The organism is Flavobacterium circumlabens (assembly GCF_004345565.1).
In the GTDB taxonomy this organism is placed as follows: domain Bacteria; phylum Bacteroidota; class Bacteroidia; order Flavobacteriales; family Flavobacteriaceae; genus Flavobacterium; species Flavobacterium circumlabens.
Genome location: NZ_SLWA01000004.1, coordinates 120,502 through 140,596, shown reverse-complemented (window position 1 = coordinate 140,596; position 20,095 = coordinate 120,502). Strand labels below are relative to the sequence as shown.

Sequence of the window (20,095 nt, the reverse complement as noted above, 5' to 3'; positions counted from 1 at the left end):
TTAATGTTTAACGGGCTGAAATGAGACCCTTTTGTTCTTTTTCAAGTTGACATAAATAACCCAATCTGTATAAATCAAAAATAAACAAAGAAGGATTATTACCGCTTAAATTTTTAAGAAAAAGAGACAGCGTTATTTTATGAAAAAAGGCAAAAACCGATAATAGGTGTTTTTTTTGAATTTTCAATAATAATTTAGAAATCCGGACATAATCCGGAGACAGTAATTGATTGTCAATTAAATATTTTAAAGCGTGCAATGATTCATTTTCTTTGCGAATGGCTACTTCAAAATCATCCATTCCGTAATGATATACCGGGTTATTAATATGCTCTATTTTACTATTTTCTTTGCTTAAACTATAAGAGAATAAAGTGTCTTCATGTCTTAAATTTGGAATGGTTTCATTAAACGAAACTTTTTTAAAGATCGATTTATGAATGATGAAATTAAGGCTCAGAGAACTCAGATAAGGATTCTTTTCCCTTATCTTATAATCTAATGCCTCTCTGTTTTTTCCGTAAACCCATCGAAACAGTTTGCTTTTTTCTGGTTTTTCATCAGGATACAATAAACCGCCATTTACCAATTTTACATCATCGTTAAGGTGATTTATGTAATTTAAAATGAAGTTTTTATTTTTTGGAAAAACATCGGCATCCAGAAAAAGTAACCAGTCATACTTTGCTTTTCGGGCCAGTAAATTTCTGATTTTGCTTCTGCCAATATTGGTGCTCAGTACTTCATAGTTGCAGTATGTTAAAGTATTTATTTTGTCATTTTCAGCAGATGGAATTGTCGAAGCATCATCAATTGCGATAAGTTCAAATATGATCCCTAAACCTAAACATTGATTGTGTAATTCTAAAACAAGCGGATAGATGTTATAATTGTATGTCGGGATAAGAATGGAGAGCATTAATAGCAATTTTTAGTAATATATTTGCAACGTAACAGAACATTCAAAAGTATGGAATTTATAAATAGAATTGAGCTTGCTGAAATTATTTATAATAAAATCAACGCTAATAAAACTCTTTTAGCCAGCCAGTTTGCCGCGTCAAAAAAGGCAATTGGTTATCTTTTTATCGATGATCTGCTTCCTGAAGCAATAGCTGTTAGTTTATACAATGTTTTCCCGAAGAAAGAAGAGATGGTTTTAAAGAAAAGCATCAAGGAAGATAAGTACGTAGCGGTCCAGATGAACCGTTATAATCCTGTATTGGAAGAGATTATTTATGCCTTTCAGGATTGTAAAATTGTAGATTTAATTGGAGAAATCAGCCAGATTGAAGCGCCAATTCCGGATGAATTTTTGTATGCGGGCGGACTCTCGATGATGGGAAACAAACAGTTTTTAAACCCACATTTAGATAACTCGCACGATAAAGACAGGGAGCGTTGGCGTGTACTGAATTTATTGTATTACGTTACCCCGGATTGGAAAGAGGAATATGGCGGAAATCTGGAGTTGTGGCCCGACGGTTTGCAGAAAAGCCCCACGACAATTCACAGTAAATTTAACAGATTGGTCATTATGGTGACGCACAATCAATCGTTACATTCGGTGTCACCAATCGTTTTTGACGGATTCAGATGTTGTATTTCCAATTATTACTTTTCAAAAGTACCGGTTTACGCAACAGACCAATTTCACGTTACTTCCTTTAGAGGAAGACCGGAACATAAATTTACGGATGCAATTTTAAAAATAGATACTTTTTTAAGAATGAATCTGAGAAAGTTCTTTAAAAAGGGAATTCGTGAAAACCCACATGTTTATAAAAAATAATCGGGTCTTACACGCTGCGTTGCACTACTTCAAAAATTCTTTCATCCTCACATTTTAAGGTTTTAGATGGGAATTTCATCAACAAGGCATAATCGTGAGTGGCCATGATAACGGTTTTACCATTGGCGTTGATTTTTTTCAATACCTCCAATACTTCAGAACTGGTTTGCGGATCAAGGTTTCCGGTTGGTTCATCGGCGAGAATAAATTCAGGATCGTTTAGCAGCGCTCTTGCAATGGCAACACGTTGTTGTTCTCCTCCCGAAAGCTGGTGCGGCATTTTGTTTACAAACTCTTTCATACCGACTTTGTCCAGAACTTCATCGATTTTGTGTTCCATGGCGTCTTTTTCATGCCATCCGGTTGCTTTTAACACAAAAAGCATATTGTCTTTTACCGAACGGTCCGGAAGTAATTTAAAATCCTGGAAAACGATTCCGATTTTACGTCTCAAAAACGGAATTTCACTTTCTTTTAAAGCTGCCAGATCAAATTCAACAATATGACCTTCTCCTTCACTTAAAGGTAAATCACCGTACAGCGTTTTCATGAAACTACTTTTTCCGGAACCGGTTTTCCCAATGATGTAAATGAATTCACCATGCTGAACATCTAAATTAATATGAGATAAAATTTTTCTTCCTTCCTGATATATAGTGACTTCTTTAAGAGACAGTACGATTTGTGACATAATAAATTGATTTGAATGGTAAAAGTACTAAGATAACGGTTGGATTCAAAATAAATTTCAATCATTTCTGAAGAAAAGCTATAATAGAAAGAAATAAAAAAATTAAATCATATAAGCGATATAAGTTCATTTTAAAAAATGGTGCTGAACGTTTTTGGTATTGAATTCTAAATTAAGAAGTACGTTATAAAAGCATTTAGTCCGTGAAAAATTGAACCACATAAGCGATATAAGTTCATTTTAGGAAATGGTGCTGAAGATTGTTGGTATTGAATTCTGAAGGAATAAGTACGTTATAAAAGCATTTAGCCCGTGAAAAATTGAACCATATAAGTGATGTAAGTTCATTTTAGGAAATGATGGGTAAGGTTTTTATTCATGAAATTGATATACTCTCAATCTCATTGAGCGCTTTGTTAAAGAGTCTTACTTATAATAACTTACACAACTTATATGGTTAAGAGATATGCTTGCAGAAGCTGTCAGATATAAGTTTTTAAAATGTTTTTTTATAATAAAAGGCGGAAACGTTTCGTTATAAACGGTATAAAATGATAAATTTGAATACTAAATAACAATAAAATGCGTAAACTTTTCTGGTTCTTTTTATTACCAATTGTCCTTATTTCAACCATAGTTTCAGCACAAAAATCAGCTATATATACTTACGATTTAAAGGATTTTGACAAAGCACTGGCTTTATACAACGACAAACAATACGCTTCGGCACAACATATTTTCGAATATGTAAAAAATAGCGCAACAACAGAAGAGGTTCAGTCCGATTGTGCCTATTATATCGCCAATTGCGCCATCAGAACCAATCAGGCCAATGCTGATGCGCTGATGGAGAAGTTTGTCACAGATTATCCGACAAGCACAAAACAAAACCAGGCTTATGTAGAAGTGGCTCATTTTTTCTTCGAACAGGGAAATTATCCCAAAGCTTTGCAGTGGTTTGACAAGGTAGATGAAAGCTATATGAGTAAGTCTGATCTGGATAAATTCAACTTTCAAAAAGGATACAGCTACTTTAATGCTAAGAACAAAAAAGAAGCCACAACCTATTTTAATAAGGTGGTTAATTCTCCCGAGTTTGGTTCTCAGGCCAAATATTACTTAGGTTTTATGGCGTATGAAGGAGACGATTACAAAGAAGCCACTAAATATTTTGATGAAGTTTCAGGTGAAGAAAAATACAAGGAAAAGCTGTCGTACTATCAGGCCGACATGAATTTCAAATTAGGGAATTTCCAAAAAGCGATTGATTTGGGCCAAAAAGCAATGGCAAAATCAAATGCCCTTGAACAATCGGAACTGAATAAAATTATTGGGGAAAGTTATTTCAATTTAAAGCAATATGACAAAGCGATTCCGTTTTTACAGGAATATAAAGGAAGAAAAGGAAAATGGAACAACACCGATTTTTATCAGTTAGGGTATGCTTATTATGAGCAAAAAAACTACGAAAGTGCAATTTCCCAATTCAATAAAATTATTGAAGGAAAAGATTTCGTAGCCCAAAACGCCTATTATCACTTAGGTCTGAGTTATCTGAATACCGGAAAAAAACAAGAAGCATTAAATGCTTTTAAAAATGCTTCCGAAATGGATTTCAATACCCAGATTCAGGAAGACGCCGCTTTAAATTATGCTAAATTGAGTTATGAAATTGGAAACGCTTACCAGACAGTTCCCGGTATTCTGCTTGATTTCTTAAAAAAATACCCCAACAATTCCAGTAAATCAGAGGTAGAAAAGCTATTGGTTGATTCTTATATTTCTTCTAAAAATTATAAGGAAGCATTAGTTTTACTGGAGAAAAACAGGACGCCTGAAAATAAATTAGCCTACCAAAAAGTTCTTTTTTACAGAGGTGTGGAATTGTACAATGAAGCTAATTATAGTGAAGCATTAAAAATGTTCAATAGTGCCATTAAAGAACAAAAAAATCCTGACTTTACAGCCAGGGCCACTTTCTGGAAAGCAGAATCAGAATACGTAACAGATGATTTTAATGCTGCTTTACTGAGTTACAAACAATTTGCAGGATTGGCTGGTGCAAAAACTACTGAAGAATACAAAAACATCAATTATAACATTGCCTACACTTATTTTAAACTGAAAGAATACGATCAGGCCGGTAATTCTTTCCAGGCACAAATTGATAATTCAAAAGAAGATAAAGTACGTTTAAATGATTCGTACCTGCGTTTGGGAGATTGCCGATTTGTGAGTGCAAAATACGGTCCGGCGATGGAAGCTTACGCAAAGGCAATGGAAGCGAAAGGTGTTGACGCTGATTATGCCCAATATCAGAAAGCACTTTCTTATGGTCTGATGTCGAAAAATGATAAAAAAATTGACGAGCTGAATAATTTTCTGCTCATGTATAAAAAATCATCATACAGAGATGATGCTTTGTATGAATTAGCAAATACGTATGTAGCGCAGAAAAAGAACGATTTAGCCATTAAAACATACGATCAGTTAATTTCTGAATACAAAAATGGAGCGTTTACTTCAAAATCAATCCTGAAGCAAGGTTTGGTGTATTACAACACAGATCGCGATCAGGAAGCTTTATTGAAATTTAAAAAAGTTGCTGCTGAATTTCCAAAAACACCCGAAGCTTTGGAAGCAGTCTCTACCGCGAGATTAATCTACGTAGATTCCGGAAAAGTAGATGAATATGCAATCTGGGTCCGTACATTGGATTTTGTGGCTGTTACAGATGCAGAACTCGATAATGATACTTACGAAGGCGCTTTCAAACAATACAGTCAGAAGAACAACAAGGCTGCTATCACTGGTTTTACAGGTTATATCAGCAAATTTCCAACCGGAATTCATGCGTTGGAGGCGAACTATTATTTAGCACAATTGTATTATGCAGAAGGTTCAGAAACGAAATCTGTTGCGAATTACCAATACGTAACAGATCAGCCAAGAAATGAATTTACGGAACAATCCTTAAACAGGTTAGCCCAGATTTTCCTGAAAGCCAAAGATTGTGATAAATCGATTCCGGTATTGGTTCGTTTAGATGATGAAGCCGATTTAGCTCAGAATCAAAACTTTGCACAGGCCAACCTGATGAAGTGTTATTATGATAAAAAAGATTATACGAATTCAGTAGTCTACGCTGACAAAGTACTGCAAAATCCAAAAGCAGATGCAAACGTAAAAGCAGATGCACAGATTATCGTAGCCCGTGCCGCAATGCAGACCGGTGATGAAGATAAAGCAAAAGCAGCCTATGCGAAATTGTCCACAACTTCAAAAGGAGAACTGGCAGCGGAGGCATTGTATTATGATGCGTATTTTAAAACAAAGGAAGGCAAATTTGACGCTTCGAATGCAGCAGTCCAAAAATTAGCGAAGAGTTATTCGGCTTATAAATATTACGGTGCGAAAAGTCTGGTTTTGATGGCGAGAAATTTCTACGGATTGAAAGACAGCTATCAGGCCACTTATATTTTAGATAACGTCATCAACAATTTTACCGATTATCCGGATGTAGTAGAAGAAGCCAAAAAAGAACTGAACGCTATTAAACTGGAAGAGTCTAAAACGAATTCCTCGATTATTAAATAAGAATATAGAAGAAAGAATATAGAAGAAAGAATATAGATTACAGAGCATAGAAAATAGAGGTAGATTGGGTAAAAAATTTATTTTCTATGTTCTTTTTTCTATGCTCTCAAAAAAATAGAACAATGAGTTTACCTTTTTATATCATCGACGTTTTTGCTGAAAATAAATATGCCGGGAATCAATTGGCGGTTTTTTCAGATGCAGGAAATCTAAGTCCGGAAGAAATGCAGCGTATCGCCAGAGAGATAAATTTTGCCGAAAGCACTTTTATTACAAAGCTGGATTTTGAAAACAATAGTGCTGAGATTAGAATTTTTACTCCGGCAAGCGAAATGAAATTTGCAGGTCATCCCATTATTGGAACATCCTGGGTTCTGATCCATAAAATATTCAGGAATGAGCCTGAATCGATTACTTTGAAAGTGCCGATTGGAGAAATTCCGATTCGTAAAACAGAAGATCTGATCTGGTTAAAAGCCGCTCAGCCGGAATTTTTAAATGTTTTTGATAAAGAAGATTTTGTGGCCTTCAGCAGTTTGAAAAGTACAGATTTTGATGATCAGTATTCCATTCAGGAAGTCACAACGGGAAGTGCTTTTGTAATTGTTCCGCTAAAAGATAAAAAAGCTTTAGAAGCGTTGGTTTTAGACAAAGACAAAATGAATGACTGGCTGATCAGGAATTGCAAAACAAATCACAGGGCCTTATATTTTTATTGTCTGGAAGATTCAAAAATTATAAGCAGAATGCTTTGTGTCGAACACAATCAGCTGGTAGAAGATGCCGCGACGGGAAGTGCAAGTACCTGTTTACAAGCTTTTCTTTTGAAGTATCATTCAGCTGAAATTGAAATGATTAATTATCAGGGAGATTATATCAATCGCCCGTCTCAAATTTATTTCAACGGAAAATTAACCGAAAATCAATTTGATATTAAAATAGGAGGAAAATCTCAATTTGTTGCAAAAGGAGATTGGGAAGCGTAATAATTAGAGAATTAGAAAATTAGATAATGTGTAAATAATTGTACAATGTAAGTCGTAAAAATATTTTACATCTCACAAATCACATTTTACATTTTACAAAATAAAATAAATATGAAAATTAATTTCAAGAATAAAACCATCATTTTGATTTTGCTGTTTGTTTTTCAGCTTTCCTTTTCGCAGACGAAAGAAGAAAGCATCGGAACAGAAACGGTAAATGTTGTAAAACCCTATTCGCCAAAAGTCCTGGATGCTTTTAAAGTAAAAGAAACTCCTTCGCTGGACGATGCCGGAAATCAGCCAAAAGAAACGATTAAATACAGTATTTTGTCTGTTCCTGTGGCTTCCACTTTTACGCCTTCAAAAGGAAAAGCAGAAGGAGTAGAGAAATCAAAACAGGAACGTTTGTTTAGCAATTATGCGACTGTAGGATTGGGTAATTATTCCACTCTAAATGCGGAATTGTTTGTCACGCAGGATTTAGGAAACAACGATTATCTTTCCGGAATGTTCCGTCATCATTCCTCTCAAGGCGGAATAAAAGACGCAGAGTTAAATGATGAATTTTATGATACTGCTTTGAATATTGGTTACGGCGCAAACAATCGCGATATGTCCTGGGCTGTTGATTTGGGTTATCAAAACCAGATCTACAACTTGTACGGTTTACCGGCTGCATTTGGTTCGACTTTGCTTCCCGAACAACGTATGGATTTAGTAAATAAAATTAATCCCAATCATTCTTACAATACCATTTCTTTAGGCGGAAATATTGATTTCACGGAAGGAATTTTTAATAAAATAACTACCAGATTCACGCATTTTTCGGATAATTTTTCTTCTTCTGAAAATCGGTTTTACGTAAAACCATCTTTTAAAGTAGACGTGATGGACCAGTCTATCAATACCAATATCATTGTAGATCACGTAAGCGGAAGTTTCGAAAACAATTATGCGAAGGATAATACGGAGCCTTTAAAATACAGCCTGACTAATTTTGGAATTGAGCCCAGTTTTGTAATTCTTGAAAACGACTGGACGTTAGAGTTAGGAGCCGGATTATATTACGGTTTGGATTCTGAGAACAGCGGCAATAAATTTTATTTTTATCCAAAAGTAAATGCTTCCTATAAATTAGTAGGTGATTTAATGATTTTTTATGCAGGAGCAAATGGCAGCCTGAATCAGAACTCCTACGCTGATTTTGTGACCGAAAATCCGTTTTTGTCGCCAACGCTGAATATGAGACCTACCAGCAATCAATACACTGTTTTTGCAGGCTTGAAAGGAAAATTGGCCAATAATATCAATTATAATGTAACCGGTTCTTATCTGAATGAAAAAAATAAGGCATTGTTTAAAAGCAATGACTATACAGAAGATTTTTCAAAGGAAAACTATGCTTACGGAAACTCGTTTGGAGTGGTGTATCAGGACGTAAGAACCTTTCGTTTTTACGGGGAACTAAAAGCTGATTTTTCTGAAAATGTTACTTTTGGAATCAACGGAACTTTTAACAGCTACAAAAATGACGGCGCTTTAGAAGCCTGGAATTTGCCAACAATCAAATTAAGTTCAAATCTGGATGTAAATATCACCAAACAATGGTATGCCGGCCTGAATGTTTTTTATGTGGGAGAACGTAAGGATATGCAGTCGAATTTAGCACTTGCCACAGATCCGATTATAGTAACTTTAAAAAGTTATTTTGATGCCAATGCACATTTGGGTTACAAATACAGTGAACGTCTGACTTTCTTCTTAAAACTGAATAATATCGGAAATCAGGCTTACGAAAAATGGCTGAATTATCCTGTACAGGGATTTCAGGTCTTAGGCGGAGCCAATTATAAATTCGATTTTTAATAAAATTAACCGTAAAGGGCGCTAAGTTTTACGCAAGGTTCGCTAATCTTTCATATAGATTTAGCGAACTTTGTTTTTATAATTAGCCACAAATTTGACGAATTCTCACGAATCGAGGCCTTTTAAATCAAAGGAAATGAAATAATCATTTTCATCCTTTTAATCAGTGGCAAAAATAAAACTATTAAGTTCAGATGATTTTTTAGCCACTAATTTGCTTCGCCTGTTCGCTATCGCTCGGGTCACAAATTCTCACGAATTAAAGCCGCAGTAAATTAAAGTAAATAATCATTTTGATTCTTTTAATCAGTGGCAAAAAAAAATTAGCGAAAATTAGTGTCAAAGAAACAAGAACCTTTGCATCTTTGTACCTTAGAACCTCAGTACCTTAAAAAAATGGAATTCAAACGAAAAATACATACCCATTATTTACAAATGGTTCAGGACCGGATAGATGTTTTCAGGGACATGATTTCGGCTCTGACGGAAGACTCAAAAAACGATGCAAAAGGTTCCGCCGGCGATAAGCACGAAACGGCGCTGTCGATGATGCATATCGAACAGGAAAAACTAACCAATAAGCTAAAAGAAGCGATAACCCAAAAAGCGATTTTAGATAAAATTGATGCTTCAAAAAAGACAGAAAATATTATTTCCGGAAGTCTGGTCAAAGCCAACGGAATTTACCTGTACTTAAGTGTCGCCCTTCCCAAAATCACGATCGACGGTATAAATGTTATTGCACTTTCTCCACAATCTCCTTTAGGATCTCATTTAATGGGAAACAAAGTTGGGTTTCAGTTTGAGATCAATAAAACGCATTACACTATTGAAAGTGTTTTGTAAAATACATTTAGTTTTGCATCATTATATCCTTTTAGAATAATTAAAATAGCAGTAGATCCGCTTAATCTGCCAAATCCCTGTACCATTTTTTAGATTTAGCAATAAGCTTCGATTTTAGCATTACGGCTAAAAAAATATTCTTTTCGCTGTTTTTACTCACAGCTTTGTTGATTTTTCAATGAAAATTAAATTAGATAATAAAAAGTTCAGTCTTCTCTCTGAAAAATTACATTTTAAACCGGTTTTCAGGTCAAAATTAAAATTTTCAAGTTCAAAGCTTTTTTTAGTGCTAAAATTTTACAATTTATATGTAAAATTGATTTTATGGTTTTAAATTGTAACTCAAATAGGCTTTTGTGTTTTTCAATTATAACCATTACTGCATCTTTGCCCTATCAAAATAAAATTTAAAAATAAAAATATATAATTATGTGTGGAATCGTATGTGCCTTTGATCTAAAACAAAAAGCTGAAACATTAAGACCTCAAGTATTAGAAATGTCTAAAATCATTCGCCACCGCGGACCGGACTGGAGCGGAATTTACAGCAATGATAAAGCAATCCTGTCTCACGAGCGTCTGGCAATTGTAGATCCGGCTTCAGGAAAACAGCCATTATTTACAGAAGACAAAAAATTGGTTCTGGCTGCAAACGGTGAAATTTACAACCACAGAGAATTGCGCAAACAATTTGAAGGGAAATATAACTTTCAGACAGAAAGTGACTGCGAAGTAATTTTAGCCCTTTACCAGGAAAAAGGACCTCATTTCATTGATGAAATGAACGGAATTTTTGGGTTTGCTATTTATGACGTTGAGAAAGATGAGTATTTTATTGCTCGTGACCACATGGGAATTATTCCATTATATATTGGGTGGGATCAGGACGGAACTTTTTATGTTGCTTCCGAATTGAAAGCGTTAGAAGGATATTGTACCAAAATCGAATTGTTTCCTCCGGGGCACTACATGACGAGTAAAGATGGTGAATTTGTACAATGGTACAAAAGAGACTGGACAGACTATGATGCCGTAAAGGACAATGAAACCAGTATTCCGGAAATCAAAAAAGCACTTGAAGCAGCGGTTCACAGACAATTGATGAGTGACGTTCCTTACGGAGTATTGCTTTCAGGAGGTTTAGATTCGTCTATTACTTCGGCTGTAGCCAAAAAATATGCGCAAAAACGTATCGAGTCAGATGATACAACAGATGCCTGGTATCCGCAACTGCACTCTTTTTCAGTAGGATTAGACGGTTCTCCGGATTTAGCGGCTGCTCAGATTGTAGCGAAACATATCGGCACCATTCACCATGAAATTAAATTTACAATTCAGGAAGGTTTAGATGCCGTTCGTGATGTAATTTATAACCTGGAAACCTATGATGTCACCACAGTTAGAGCTTCAACTCCAATGTGGCTGATGGCGAGAGTTATCAAGTCAATGGGAATCAAAATGGTATTGTCCGGTGAAGGAGCAGATGAGCTATTCGGAGGATATTTATATTTCCATAAAGCACCAAACGCCAGAGAATTCCATGAAGAAAACGTTCGTAAATTAGGCAAACTACATATGTACGATTGCCTTCGTGCCAACAAAAGTCTGGCAGCATGGGGAATTGAAGGCCGTGTACCCTTTTTAGATAAAGAATTTATGGATGTTGCCATGCGCATCAACCCACAGGATAAAATGATCAACAAAGAACACCCGATGGAAAAATGGGTAGTTCGTAAAGCTTTTGAAGACATGTTGCCGGAAAGTGTTGCCTGGAGACAGAAAGAACAATTTTCTGACGGAGTAGGATACAGCTGGATTGATACTTTGAAAGAAGTAGTCGGGAAAGAAGTTTCAGATGAACAATTGGCAAATGCAAGATTTAAATTTCCATTACAGACTCCGACTTCAAAAGAAGAATACTACTATCGTTCTATTTTTGCAGAACATTTCCCTAGTGATGCAGCCGCTTTGTGCGTGCCTCAGGAAGCAAGTGTGGCCTGCAGTACAAAAATTGCACTGGAGTGGGATGAAGCTTTCAAAAACATGAATGATCCTTCCGGAAGAGCAGTGGCAAGTGTACACGATGACGCCTACGTAAAAGCATAAGAATCATTAAATTAAAAATTGTTAATCAGAAAGACGTTCTCCTCTCGGGAACGTTTTTCTTCGTTAAATGTTAAATTGTATTATTTCAGGTACTTAAAAATAATTATTGGCAATTATTTAACTTTCTTTTTTATATTTGACATTCCCCAAAGAATAGCTGAAAACTAACTTAGAAAGTATTGTGAAATAAAATTTAAGATTACTTAAAAAGAATAGAAATAAAAAAAAGAATGGTATGTCTGGAATATTAGCCGTTATAGGTAAAGGAAAAGACCCACAGCTCGTGAGGGAGCTTTCTAAAAGAATGTCGCACCGTGGTCCTGATGAAAGAGGGTATCAGATCCTGGAAAATGGCAGTATTATCTGCCATGAAAGTTTGTCTATTATAGATTTGAATTCTGGAAAACAGCCTATTCAGGGAACTAAGAATGCCTGGATGGCACATGATGGTGAAATTTATAATTATCAGGAATTAAAAAACGGACTTTTAAAAGAGTATACGTTCAGAACGAAATCAGATTCAGAAGTTATTGTGCATTTGTACGAAGAATTCGGATATGATTTTTGCAATAAGTTAGATGGGGATTTTGCTTTTGTAATTATTGACGGAGACGATTATATTGCGGGCAGAGATCCGTTGGGTGTTAAGCCTTTGTATTACGGTCTGGATGAAAGAGGAAGAATTTATTTTTCTTCCGAAATGAAACCAATTGCAGATCAGTGCAAAACATTTTCAACTTTTCCTCCGGGACATTATTACACGCCAAAAACAGGTTTTGTAAAATATTATCAGCCTGAATATGAGGATTATGAAAAGGCCAGTCACGACCTTGAATTATCTTTAATAAGAGAGACGCTGACAGAAGCAGTCCGTAAACGTTTAATGGGCGATTTACCGGTTGGAGTTTTGCTTTCGGGAGGATTGGATTCCTCTTTGATTTCTTCAATTGCTGCCCGATTACTGGCCGGAAGCGGAAAAAAAATACAATCTTTTTCCATTGGATTAAATGCTGACGCTCCGGATAATAAAATTGCCAGAAAAGCAGCTGAATTTTTAGGAACAGAACATCACGAAATTCATTTTTCTGTTCAGGAAGGAATTGAAGTTCTGGAAAAAATAATTCAGAATATTGAAACATACGATGTAATCTCGGTAAGAGCGAGTGTCCCCATGTTTATATTGTCGAAAGCGATAGCTGAAAAAGGAATAAAAGCCATTCTTTCCGGAGAAGGTGCCGATGAAATCTTCGGAGGTCATTTGTATTTCAGAAATGCTCCGTCGACAGAAGGATTTCAAAAAGAAACGATCGAAAGGGTTCAGAAATTGTTTACGGCAGATTTATTGCGTGCTGATAAATCGACAATGGCAAACGGCATCGAAACAAGAGTTCCGTTTTTAGACAAAGATTTCCTGGATGCGAATATGTTAATAAAACCGGAAGAAAAACAGCCTAAGACCTATGACGGAATTGAGAAATATATTCTGAGAAAAGCATTTGATACGCCTGAGAATCCATACTTGCCAACAGAGGTTTTATGGCGTCAGAAAGAACAATTTTCAGATGGGGTAGGGTATAACTGGATTGACGAATTAATTGCCTATTGTGCTACGCAGGTAACGGATCAACAACTGGAAGGTGCAAATGCAGAATTCCCATACAATTCACCAACCACAAAAGAAGCTTATTTATACAGATCGATCTTCCATAAACATTATCCACAGGTCAGTGCGGCGCAAACCGTTCGAAAATGGATTCCAAAATGGCAGGAAAATCAGGATCCAAGCGGAAGAGCAAATGCAGCCCACCTGAAAGCAGATGTTAAAATTGCAAAATCAGGTGTGGGAGTTTAGAGATAAAATTTTCAATAGAAAATAAATAATTCCGAATTATAGTTGGCTTTAAGAGATGATTACAAAATCCGAAACGACATTGAAATGTTTGTTTCGGATTTTTTTATGCGATTCAATTTTTTAAATGATTCGTTGTATCTAAGAAAAGTACTATATTTGGTTTAGTCATAAATAATTAATCTTGTCTTAATAATTGAATGAAAAATATGAAAAAAGTATTACTCAAAGGAATTTTGTGCTGTTCACTGGGCGTAATGAGTTCTGTTTATGCTCAAAAAAAGGAAACCCCTAAATACATTACAAATGTAGAAGGTGTGAAAGAATATTCATTAAATAATGGATTGAAAGTATTGTTGATTTCAGATGCTTCTCAAAGCAACATGGTGGTCAATATCATTTATAATGTGGGTTCCAGAAATGAAGGGTACGGAGAAAAAGGAATGGCTCACTTACTGGAGCATATGCTTTTTAAGAGTACAAAAAATCTTGGAGATATAAAAAAAATGCTTTCAGATAAAGGCGGAAATGCCAACGGAACTACCTGGCTGGACCGAACCAATTATTATGAAGTTTTCCCTTCCAACGATGAAAACCTGAAATGGAGTCTTGAGATGGAAGCGGACAGAATGATTAATTCTACCATTCTGCAAACAGATTTGGATAAAGAGTTTTCTGTAGTAAGAAATGAATTTGAGATTGGAGAAAACAATCCGGACGGCGTTTTGCAGGAGAGAATAGTTTCGACCGCTTTTTTATGGCATAATTACGGAAATAGTACGATTGGAAGTAAAGAAGATATCGAGCGTGTAAAAGCAAATACTTTAAGGGTTTTTTACGAAAGATACTATCAGCCTGACAATGCAACTTTGGTTATTGCAGGTAAATTTGATGAGCAAAAAGCACTGGAATATATAGGACAGTATTTTTCAGTGATACCAAAACCAAAAAGAGTTTTAGATAAAACCTACACCATTGAGCCAGCTCAGGATGGAGAGAAATTTGTAGAATTAAGAAGAGCAGGGGACAGTAAAAATGTAGGTGCTTTGTATCATACAGCTCCTTACGCTGATAAAGATTATGCTGCAATTGATGCTTTGACAGAAATTTTAACGGCAGATCCGTCTGGTTACCTGTATAAAACGTTAGTGGAAACCCGCAAAGTATCTAGTATTTACAGCTGGCAGCCAACAGTAAGAGATGCAAGTTTTGTGTATTTTGGAGTAGCGGTACCAAATGATAAAGACATTAAGGAAACGGAAAATATCGTAAGGGCAGAGCTGGATAAAATCCCTGCAACAAAATATACAGATGAAGATGTAGCCAGAGCTAAGGCCAAAATTATTAAACAGATCGAAAGCATAAAAAACAATACAATTTCATATGCAATCAATCTGACAGAAGTTATCGGAGCGGGAGATTACAGACTTGGGTTTATCTATCGTGATGCTGTTGAGAAATTAACAAAAGAAGATATACAAAGAGTTGCAGAAAAATATTTCAATAGCAACAACAGAACTGTAGGGATTTTTATTCCGTCTAAAGAAGAGCAGCGATTAAAGACTGTAGAAATTACAGATGAACAAATAGCAGCGATTACTAAAGATTATAAAGGAAAAGCTTTAGAAAAAGAAACAGCTGCATTTGAAGCTTCCATAAAAAATTTAAAACAAAATCTGGTAGAAGGCAAGCTGAGTAATGGTGCGAAATACGGATTGGTTAAAAAAGAAATAAAAGGAGGAAAAGTTCAGGCAAGTTTTAAATTCCCTGTAAGTAACGAGAAAGATCTGGCAGGTAAATCTGATGTAGGGGGAATTTTGGCACAATTGCTGAAAACAGGTACCAAAACCAGAACAAAAGAACAAATTCAGGATAGATTAGATCAGTTGAAATCTAGTGTGAATTTTGGTTTTTCAAGACAAATCCTATCGATCAATATCAATACTTATAAAGAAAACTTTAAAGAAGTAATGGATATTTTATCTGATTTGCTGGTGAATTCTACTTTTCCGGAAAATGAATTAACAAAGACTATTACGGAATACAACACGTACCTGGAATCTAATCTGAATGATCCTCAGTCGGTAGCTTTTACGGAAATTGCAAGAGTAACTTCCAAATATCCGAAAGAAAGTATTTTTTATACATCAACAATCCAGGAACAAATAGATGCTTTTAAGAAGATTAAACAATCTGAAATAGTAGATTTCTACAAAAATATTTTAGGAGGACAGAACGGGACAGGTTGTGTGATCGGAGATTTAGATGCTAAAACTACCGCTGAAATTCTTGAAAAAACTTTTGGTAAATGGAATTCCAAATCTAAATATGAACTTGCCAAACCAAGTTATTTTGATACTCAGAAATTAGATAAAGATTATAGCACTCCGGATAAGGAAAACGCTGTGGCTATTGGGAAAATCAGTCTAAAAATGGACACGAAAAGCCCGGATTATCCAGCTTTCATTATGGTTAATGAAATTATTGGAAGCGGAGGTTTCTTAACGTCAAGAATTCCAATGCGATTAAGAGAAAAAGAAGGAATCAGTTACGGGGCAGGTTCATTTATTGATGTTCCGATTACAAATGATGTTGCTTTTTGGGAATACTATGCATTTTTAAATCCCACGAAAAAAACGGCTGTTGAAGTGGCGACAAAAGAAGAAATTACAAAAGCATTAAAAGACGGATTTACAGAAGAAGAACTGAAAACAAATCTGGTAAGCTGGCAGAATAAGAGAAAAACCAGATTGGGAAGTGACGATACTTTAATGAGTCTGGTTAATACACACCTTACTTACGGAATACCACTGGAAGATTATGATGATTTAGAAACCAAAGTCAAAGCATTGAAAATACAAGAAGTAAACAGTGCTTTGAAAAAGTATTTAAGTCTGGATAAAATGACTTCTATTTATGTAGGTGATTTTAATAAAAAACAATAAAAAAAAATCCAATTTTTTAAAATTCCAAATTCCAATTTAGCATTTTAAATTTTAAAAATAAAAACTTCAAAAACCGAAATGACATCACGATGTTTGTTTCGGTTTTTTTGCATAATCAACTTTTGGAATTTGGAATTTTAAAAAATTGGAATTTAAATCGATTGTTCCTTTTTTTATTGGCTTTTTTTGACAATATGTTAATAACTTACCAGCTTTAAATCGTAATTTAACGGATATATAATTTGCGTTTTTATATATTTGCGTGTTAGACAATAATTACATTTTTTTAGAATAAATTATATGAGCGAAGAAATCAAGAAGAACAATTATTCAGCAGATAGTATTCAGGCATTAGAAGGAATGGAGCACGTAAGAATGCGTCCATCGATGTATATTGGAGATGTAGGGGTTCGAGGGCTACACCATTTGGTTTATGAGGTTGTTGATAACTCTATTGATGAGGCGATGGGAGGACATTGTGATACTATTGGTGTTGCAATCAACGAAGACGGTTCAGTAACAGTTGAAGATAATGGTCGTGGTATTCCGGTTGATTTACATAAAAAGGAAGGTGTTTCGGCACTTGAGGTAGTAATGACTAAGATTGGTGCCGGAGGTAAATTCGATAAGGATTCTTATAAAGTTTCCGGAGGTTTGCACGGTGTTGGGGTTTCAGTTGTAAATGCCCTTTCTGTTCATATGAAATCTACGGTTTTTAGAGACGGTAAAATTTATGAGCAGGAATACGAAAGAGGTAAATCTTTATATCCGGTAAAACAAATTGGAGAAACGGATAAAAGAGGTACACGTCAGACTTTTTATCCTGACAATACGATCTTTACCCAGACTACAGAGTTCTCTTATGATACTTTATCAGCACGTATGCGTGAGCTTTCGTACTTAAATAAAGGAATCACCATCACTTTTACCGATAAGAGAGAAGTTGATGATAAGGGCGAATTTAAAGTTGAAGTTTTTCACTCAGACGAAGGTCTAAAAGAATATATTCGTTATTTAGACGGTAACCGTGAGCCAATTATCTCTCACGTTATCAGCATGGATCACGAAAAAGGTGAAATTCCGGTTGAAGTTGCGCTGATTTACAATACAAGTTATACAGAGAATATTTTCTCTTACGTAAATAATATCAATACGCACGAAGGAGGAACGCATTTACAAGGTTTTAGAAGTGGTTTAACAAGAACCCTTAAAAAATACGCTGATGCATCCGGAATGCTGGATAAATTGAAATTCGAAATTGCAGGAGATGATTTCCGTGAAGGATTAACCGCTATTATTTCGGTAAAAGTTGCAGAACCACAATTCGAAGGACAGACTAAAACAAAATTAGGGAACAGAGAAGTAGTTTCTCCTGTTTCTCAGGCTGTTGGAGAAATGTTAGAGAATTATCTGGAAGAAAATCCAAATGATGCCCGTATCATTATCCAGAAAGTAATTTTGGCCGCTCAGGCACGTCACGCTGCTAAAAAAGCACGTGAAATGGTACAGCGTAAAACGGTTATGGGTGGCGGCGGATTGCCGGGAAAACTATCGGATTGTTCTGAACAGGATCCTGCAAGATGTGAAGTTTACCTTGTCGAGGGAGATTCGGCTGGTGGAACAGCAAAACAAGGTCGTGATCGTGCGTTTCAGGCGATTTTACCCTTACGTGGTAAGATTCTGAATGTTGAAAAAGCAATGCATCATAAAGTATTCGAAAACGAAGAGATTCGTAACATCTTTACCGCTTTAGGAGTTACCGTTGGTACTTCAGAAGACAGTAAAGCCCTAAATCTTGAAAAACTTAGATATCATAAAGTAATCATTATGTGTGATGCCGATGTCGATGGTAGTCACATTTCTACTTTAATATTAACGTTCTTCTTTCGTTTCATGAAAGAACTGATCGAAGAAGGTCACGTATATATTGCAGCTCCGCCTTTATACTTAGTGAAGAAAGGAAATAAAAAGGAATATGCATGGAATGATGTGCAACGTGATCAGGCGAACGAAAGAATGGGTGGAAGTGCTGCTATTCAGCGTTATAAAGGTCTTGGAGAGATGAACGCGGAGCAATTGTGGGAAACTACCATGGATCCGAGTTTCAGAACTTTACGTCAGGTAAACATTGACAGTCTGGCAGAAGCCGATAGAGTTTTCTCTATGTTAATGGGAGATGAAGTTCCGCCACGTAGAGAATTTATTGAGAAAAATGCAGTTTACGCTAATATCGATGCGTAATAATATTTAATCATCAATTCGTTTAATTGTTTAAATTTACTTAGACGATTAAACGAATTGTCGATTTATAAAACAAACAAATTAATTAATAACCGATAAAGTATAAAATATGAAAGTTACCATTGTAGGAGCAGGAAATGTTGGAGCTACATGTGCAGATGTTATTTCTTATAGAGGAATTGCCAGCGAAGTAGTGTTGTTGGATATTAAAGAAGGTTTTGCTGAAGGAAAAGCATTGGATATTATGCAATGTGCAACAAACACAGGCTTTAATACCAAAGTATCCGGAGTAACCAATGATTATTCTAAAACTGCCGGAAGTGATGTAGTGGTTATTACATCCGGAATTCCAAGAAAACCCGGAATGACACGTGAAGAATTAATTGGTATAAATGCAGGAATTGTAAAAACAGTTGCGGAGAATGTATTAAAACATTCACCCGATACAATTATCGTTGTAGTTTCGAATCCAATGGATACGATGACTTATTTAGCTTTAAAATCTACCGGATTGCCGAAAAACAGAATTATTGGTATGGGAGGAGCTTTAGACAGTTCCCGTTTCAGGACCTATTTGTCTTTGGCTTTAGATAAACCGGCAAATGATATTTCTGCAATGGTTATTGGTGGTCATGGTGATACGACTATGATTCCGTTAACACGTTTAGCTTCTTACAACGGAATTCCGGTAACAGAATTTCTTTCGGAAGAAGCATTACAAAAAGTAGCTGCAGATACTATGGTAGGCGGAGCGACCCTTACAGGTCTTTTAGGAACTTCTGCGTGGTATGCACCCGGAGCTTCTGTAGCATACCTTGTTGACAGTATTTTAAATGACCAGAAGAAAATGATTGCTTGTTCTGTTTTTACAGAAGGAGAGTACGGTCAAAACGATATATGTATAGGAGTACCTTGTATAATTGGTAAAAACGGAGTGGAAGAAATTTTGGATATCCAGTTAAACGAGCAGGAAAAAGCTTTATTCGCTAAAAGTGCAGATGCAGTTAGAGGTATGAATGATGCCCTAAAATCGATTTTAGTATAATGATTTTGGTAAAAAAAAGATAAGGCTGCACTTTTGCAGTCTTTTTTTTGAGATTAATTAATAAATAAATTGGTTAATCTTTTCGTAAATTATATATTTGCTCGGTTTAAAAAAAATGTTGTAATTCGTGA

The 20,095-nt window shown here is 35.5% G+C and carries 12 protein-coding genes; 10 read left to right on the top strand and 2 right to left on the bottom strand.

Annotated elements, in window-relative coordinates; genetic code table 11:
- Window positions 1-7: 7 nt before the first annotated feature.
- Complete coding sequence (locus EV142_RS11720) at window positions 8-919, bottom strand: glycosyltransferase family 2 protein (protein WP_132035911.1); 912 nt, start codon at window positions 917-919, stop codon at window positions 8-10.
- 51 nt (window positions 920-970) lie between these two features.
- On the opposite strand from EV142_RS11720, the gene EV142_RS11715 reads away from it, so the two are divergent.
- Window positions 971-1,792, top strand: a complete 822-nt coding sequence (locus EV142_RS11715; RefSeq protein ID WP_132035908.1) for a 2OG-Fe(II) oxygenase — start codon at window positions 971-973, stop codon at window positions 1,790-1,792.
- Window positions 1,793-1,799: 7 nt separating this feature from the next.
- On the opposite strand, the gene EV142_RS11710 is transcribed toward EV142_RS11715, so the two are convergent.
- Window positions 1,800-2,483, bottom strand: a complete 684-nt coding sequence (locus EV142_RS11710) for a cell division ATP-binding protein FtsE (protein WP_132035906.1) — start codon at window positions 2,481-2,483, stop codon at window positions 1,800-1,802.
- Between the two features lie 582 nt (window positions 2,484-3,065).
- Here EV142_RS11710 and EV142_RS11705 point away from each other — a divergent pair.
- The 9 genes from EV142_RS11705 (at window position 3,066) to mdh (ending at window position 19,964) form a co-directional block, all read left to right on the top strand.
- Complete coding sequence (locus EV142_RS11705; protein ID WP_132035903.1) at window positions 3,066-6,080, top strand: tetratricopeptide repeat protein; 3,015 nt, start codon at window positions 3,066-3,068, stop codon at window positions 6,078-6,080.
- A 122-nt stretch (window positions 6,081-6,202) separates the two neighbouring features.
- On the top strand, window positions 6,203-7,066 hold the full coding sequence (locus EV142_RS11700; protein ID WP_132035900.1) for a PhzF family phenazine biosynthesis protein: 864 nt from the start codon (window positions 6,203-6,205) through the stop codon (window positions 7,064-7,066).
- 111 nt (window positions 7,067-7,177) lie between these two features.
- Window positions 7,178-8,932 (top strand): TonB-dependent receptor, encoded by a 1,755-nt coding sequence (locus tag EV142_RS11695; RefSeq protein WP_132035897.1) that lies wholly within the window; start codon window positions 7,178-7,180, stop codon window positions 8,930-8,932.
- 396 nt (window positions 8,933-9,328) lie between these two features.
- Window positions 9,329-9,778: a hypothetical protein gene (locus tag EV142_RS11690; protein ID WP_132035894.1), complete on the top strand. Its 450-nt coding sequence runs from the start codon at window positions 9,329-9,331 to the stop codon at window positions 9,776-9,778.
- A 429-nt stretch (window positions 9,779-10,207) separates the two neighbouring features.
- Complete coding sequence (gene asnB / locus EV142_RS11685; RefSeq protein WP_132035891.1) at window positions 10,208-11,884, top strand: asparagine synthase B; 1,677 nt, start codon at window positions 10,208-10,210, stop codon at window positions 11,882-11,884.
- 235 nt (window positions 11,885-12,119) lie between these two features.
- Window positions 12,120-13,736, top strand: coding sequence for an asparagine synthase B (asnB, locus tag EV142_RS11680; protein WP_132035889.1), 1,617 nt, complete (start codon window positions 12,120-12,122; stop codon window positions 13,734-13,736).
- A 206-nt stretch (window positions 13,737-13,942) separates the two neighbouring features.
- A complete protein-coding gene (locus EV142_RS11675; RefSeq protein ID WP_132035886.1) occupies window positions 13,943-16,678 on the top strand; it encodes a M16 family metallopeptidase in 2,736 nt (911 codons plus the stop codon).
- A 300-nt stretch (window positions 16,679-16,978) separates the two neighbouring features.
- Window positions 16,979-18,919 carry a DNA topoisomerase (ATP-hydrolyzing) subunit B gene (gyrB, locus tag EV142_RS11670; RefSeq protein ID WP_132035883.1) on the top strand — a complete coding sequence of 647 codons (1,941 nt, stop codon included), beginning with the start codon at window positions 16,979-16,981 and terminating at the stop codon, window positions 18,917-18,919.
- A gap of 109 nt (window positions 18,920-19,028) precedes the next feature.
- The gene (gene mdh, locus EV142_RS11665) at window positions 19,029-19,964 is read left to right on the top strand and encodes a malate dehydrogenase (RefSeq protein WP_127336948.1); all 936 of its coding nucleotides are present in this window, start codon (window positions 19,029-19,031) and stop codon (window positions 19,962-19,964) included.
- The last annotated feature ends 131 nt before the right edge of the window (window positions 19,965-20,095 follow it).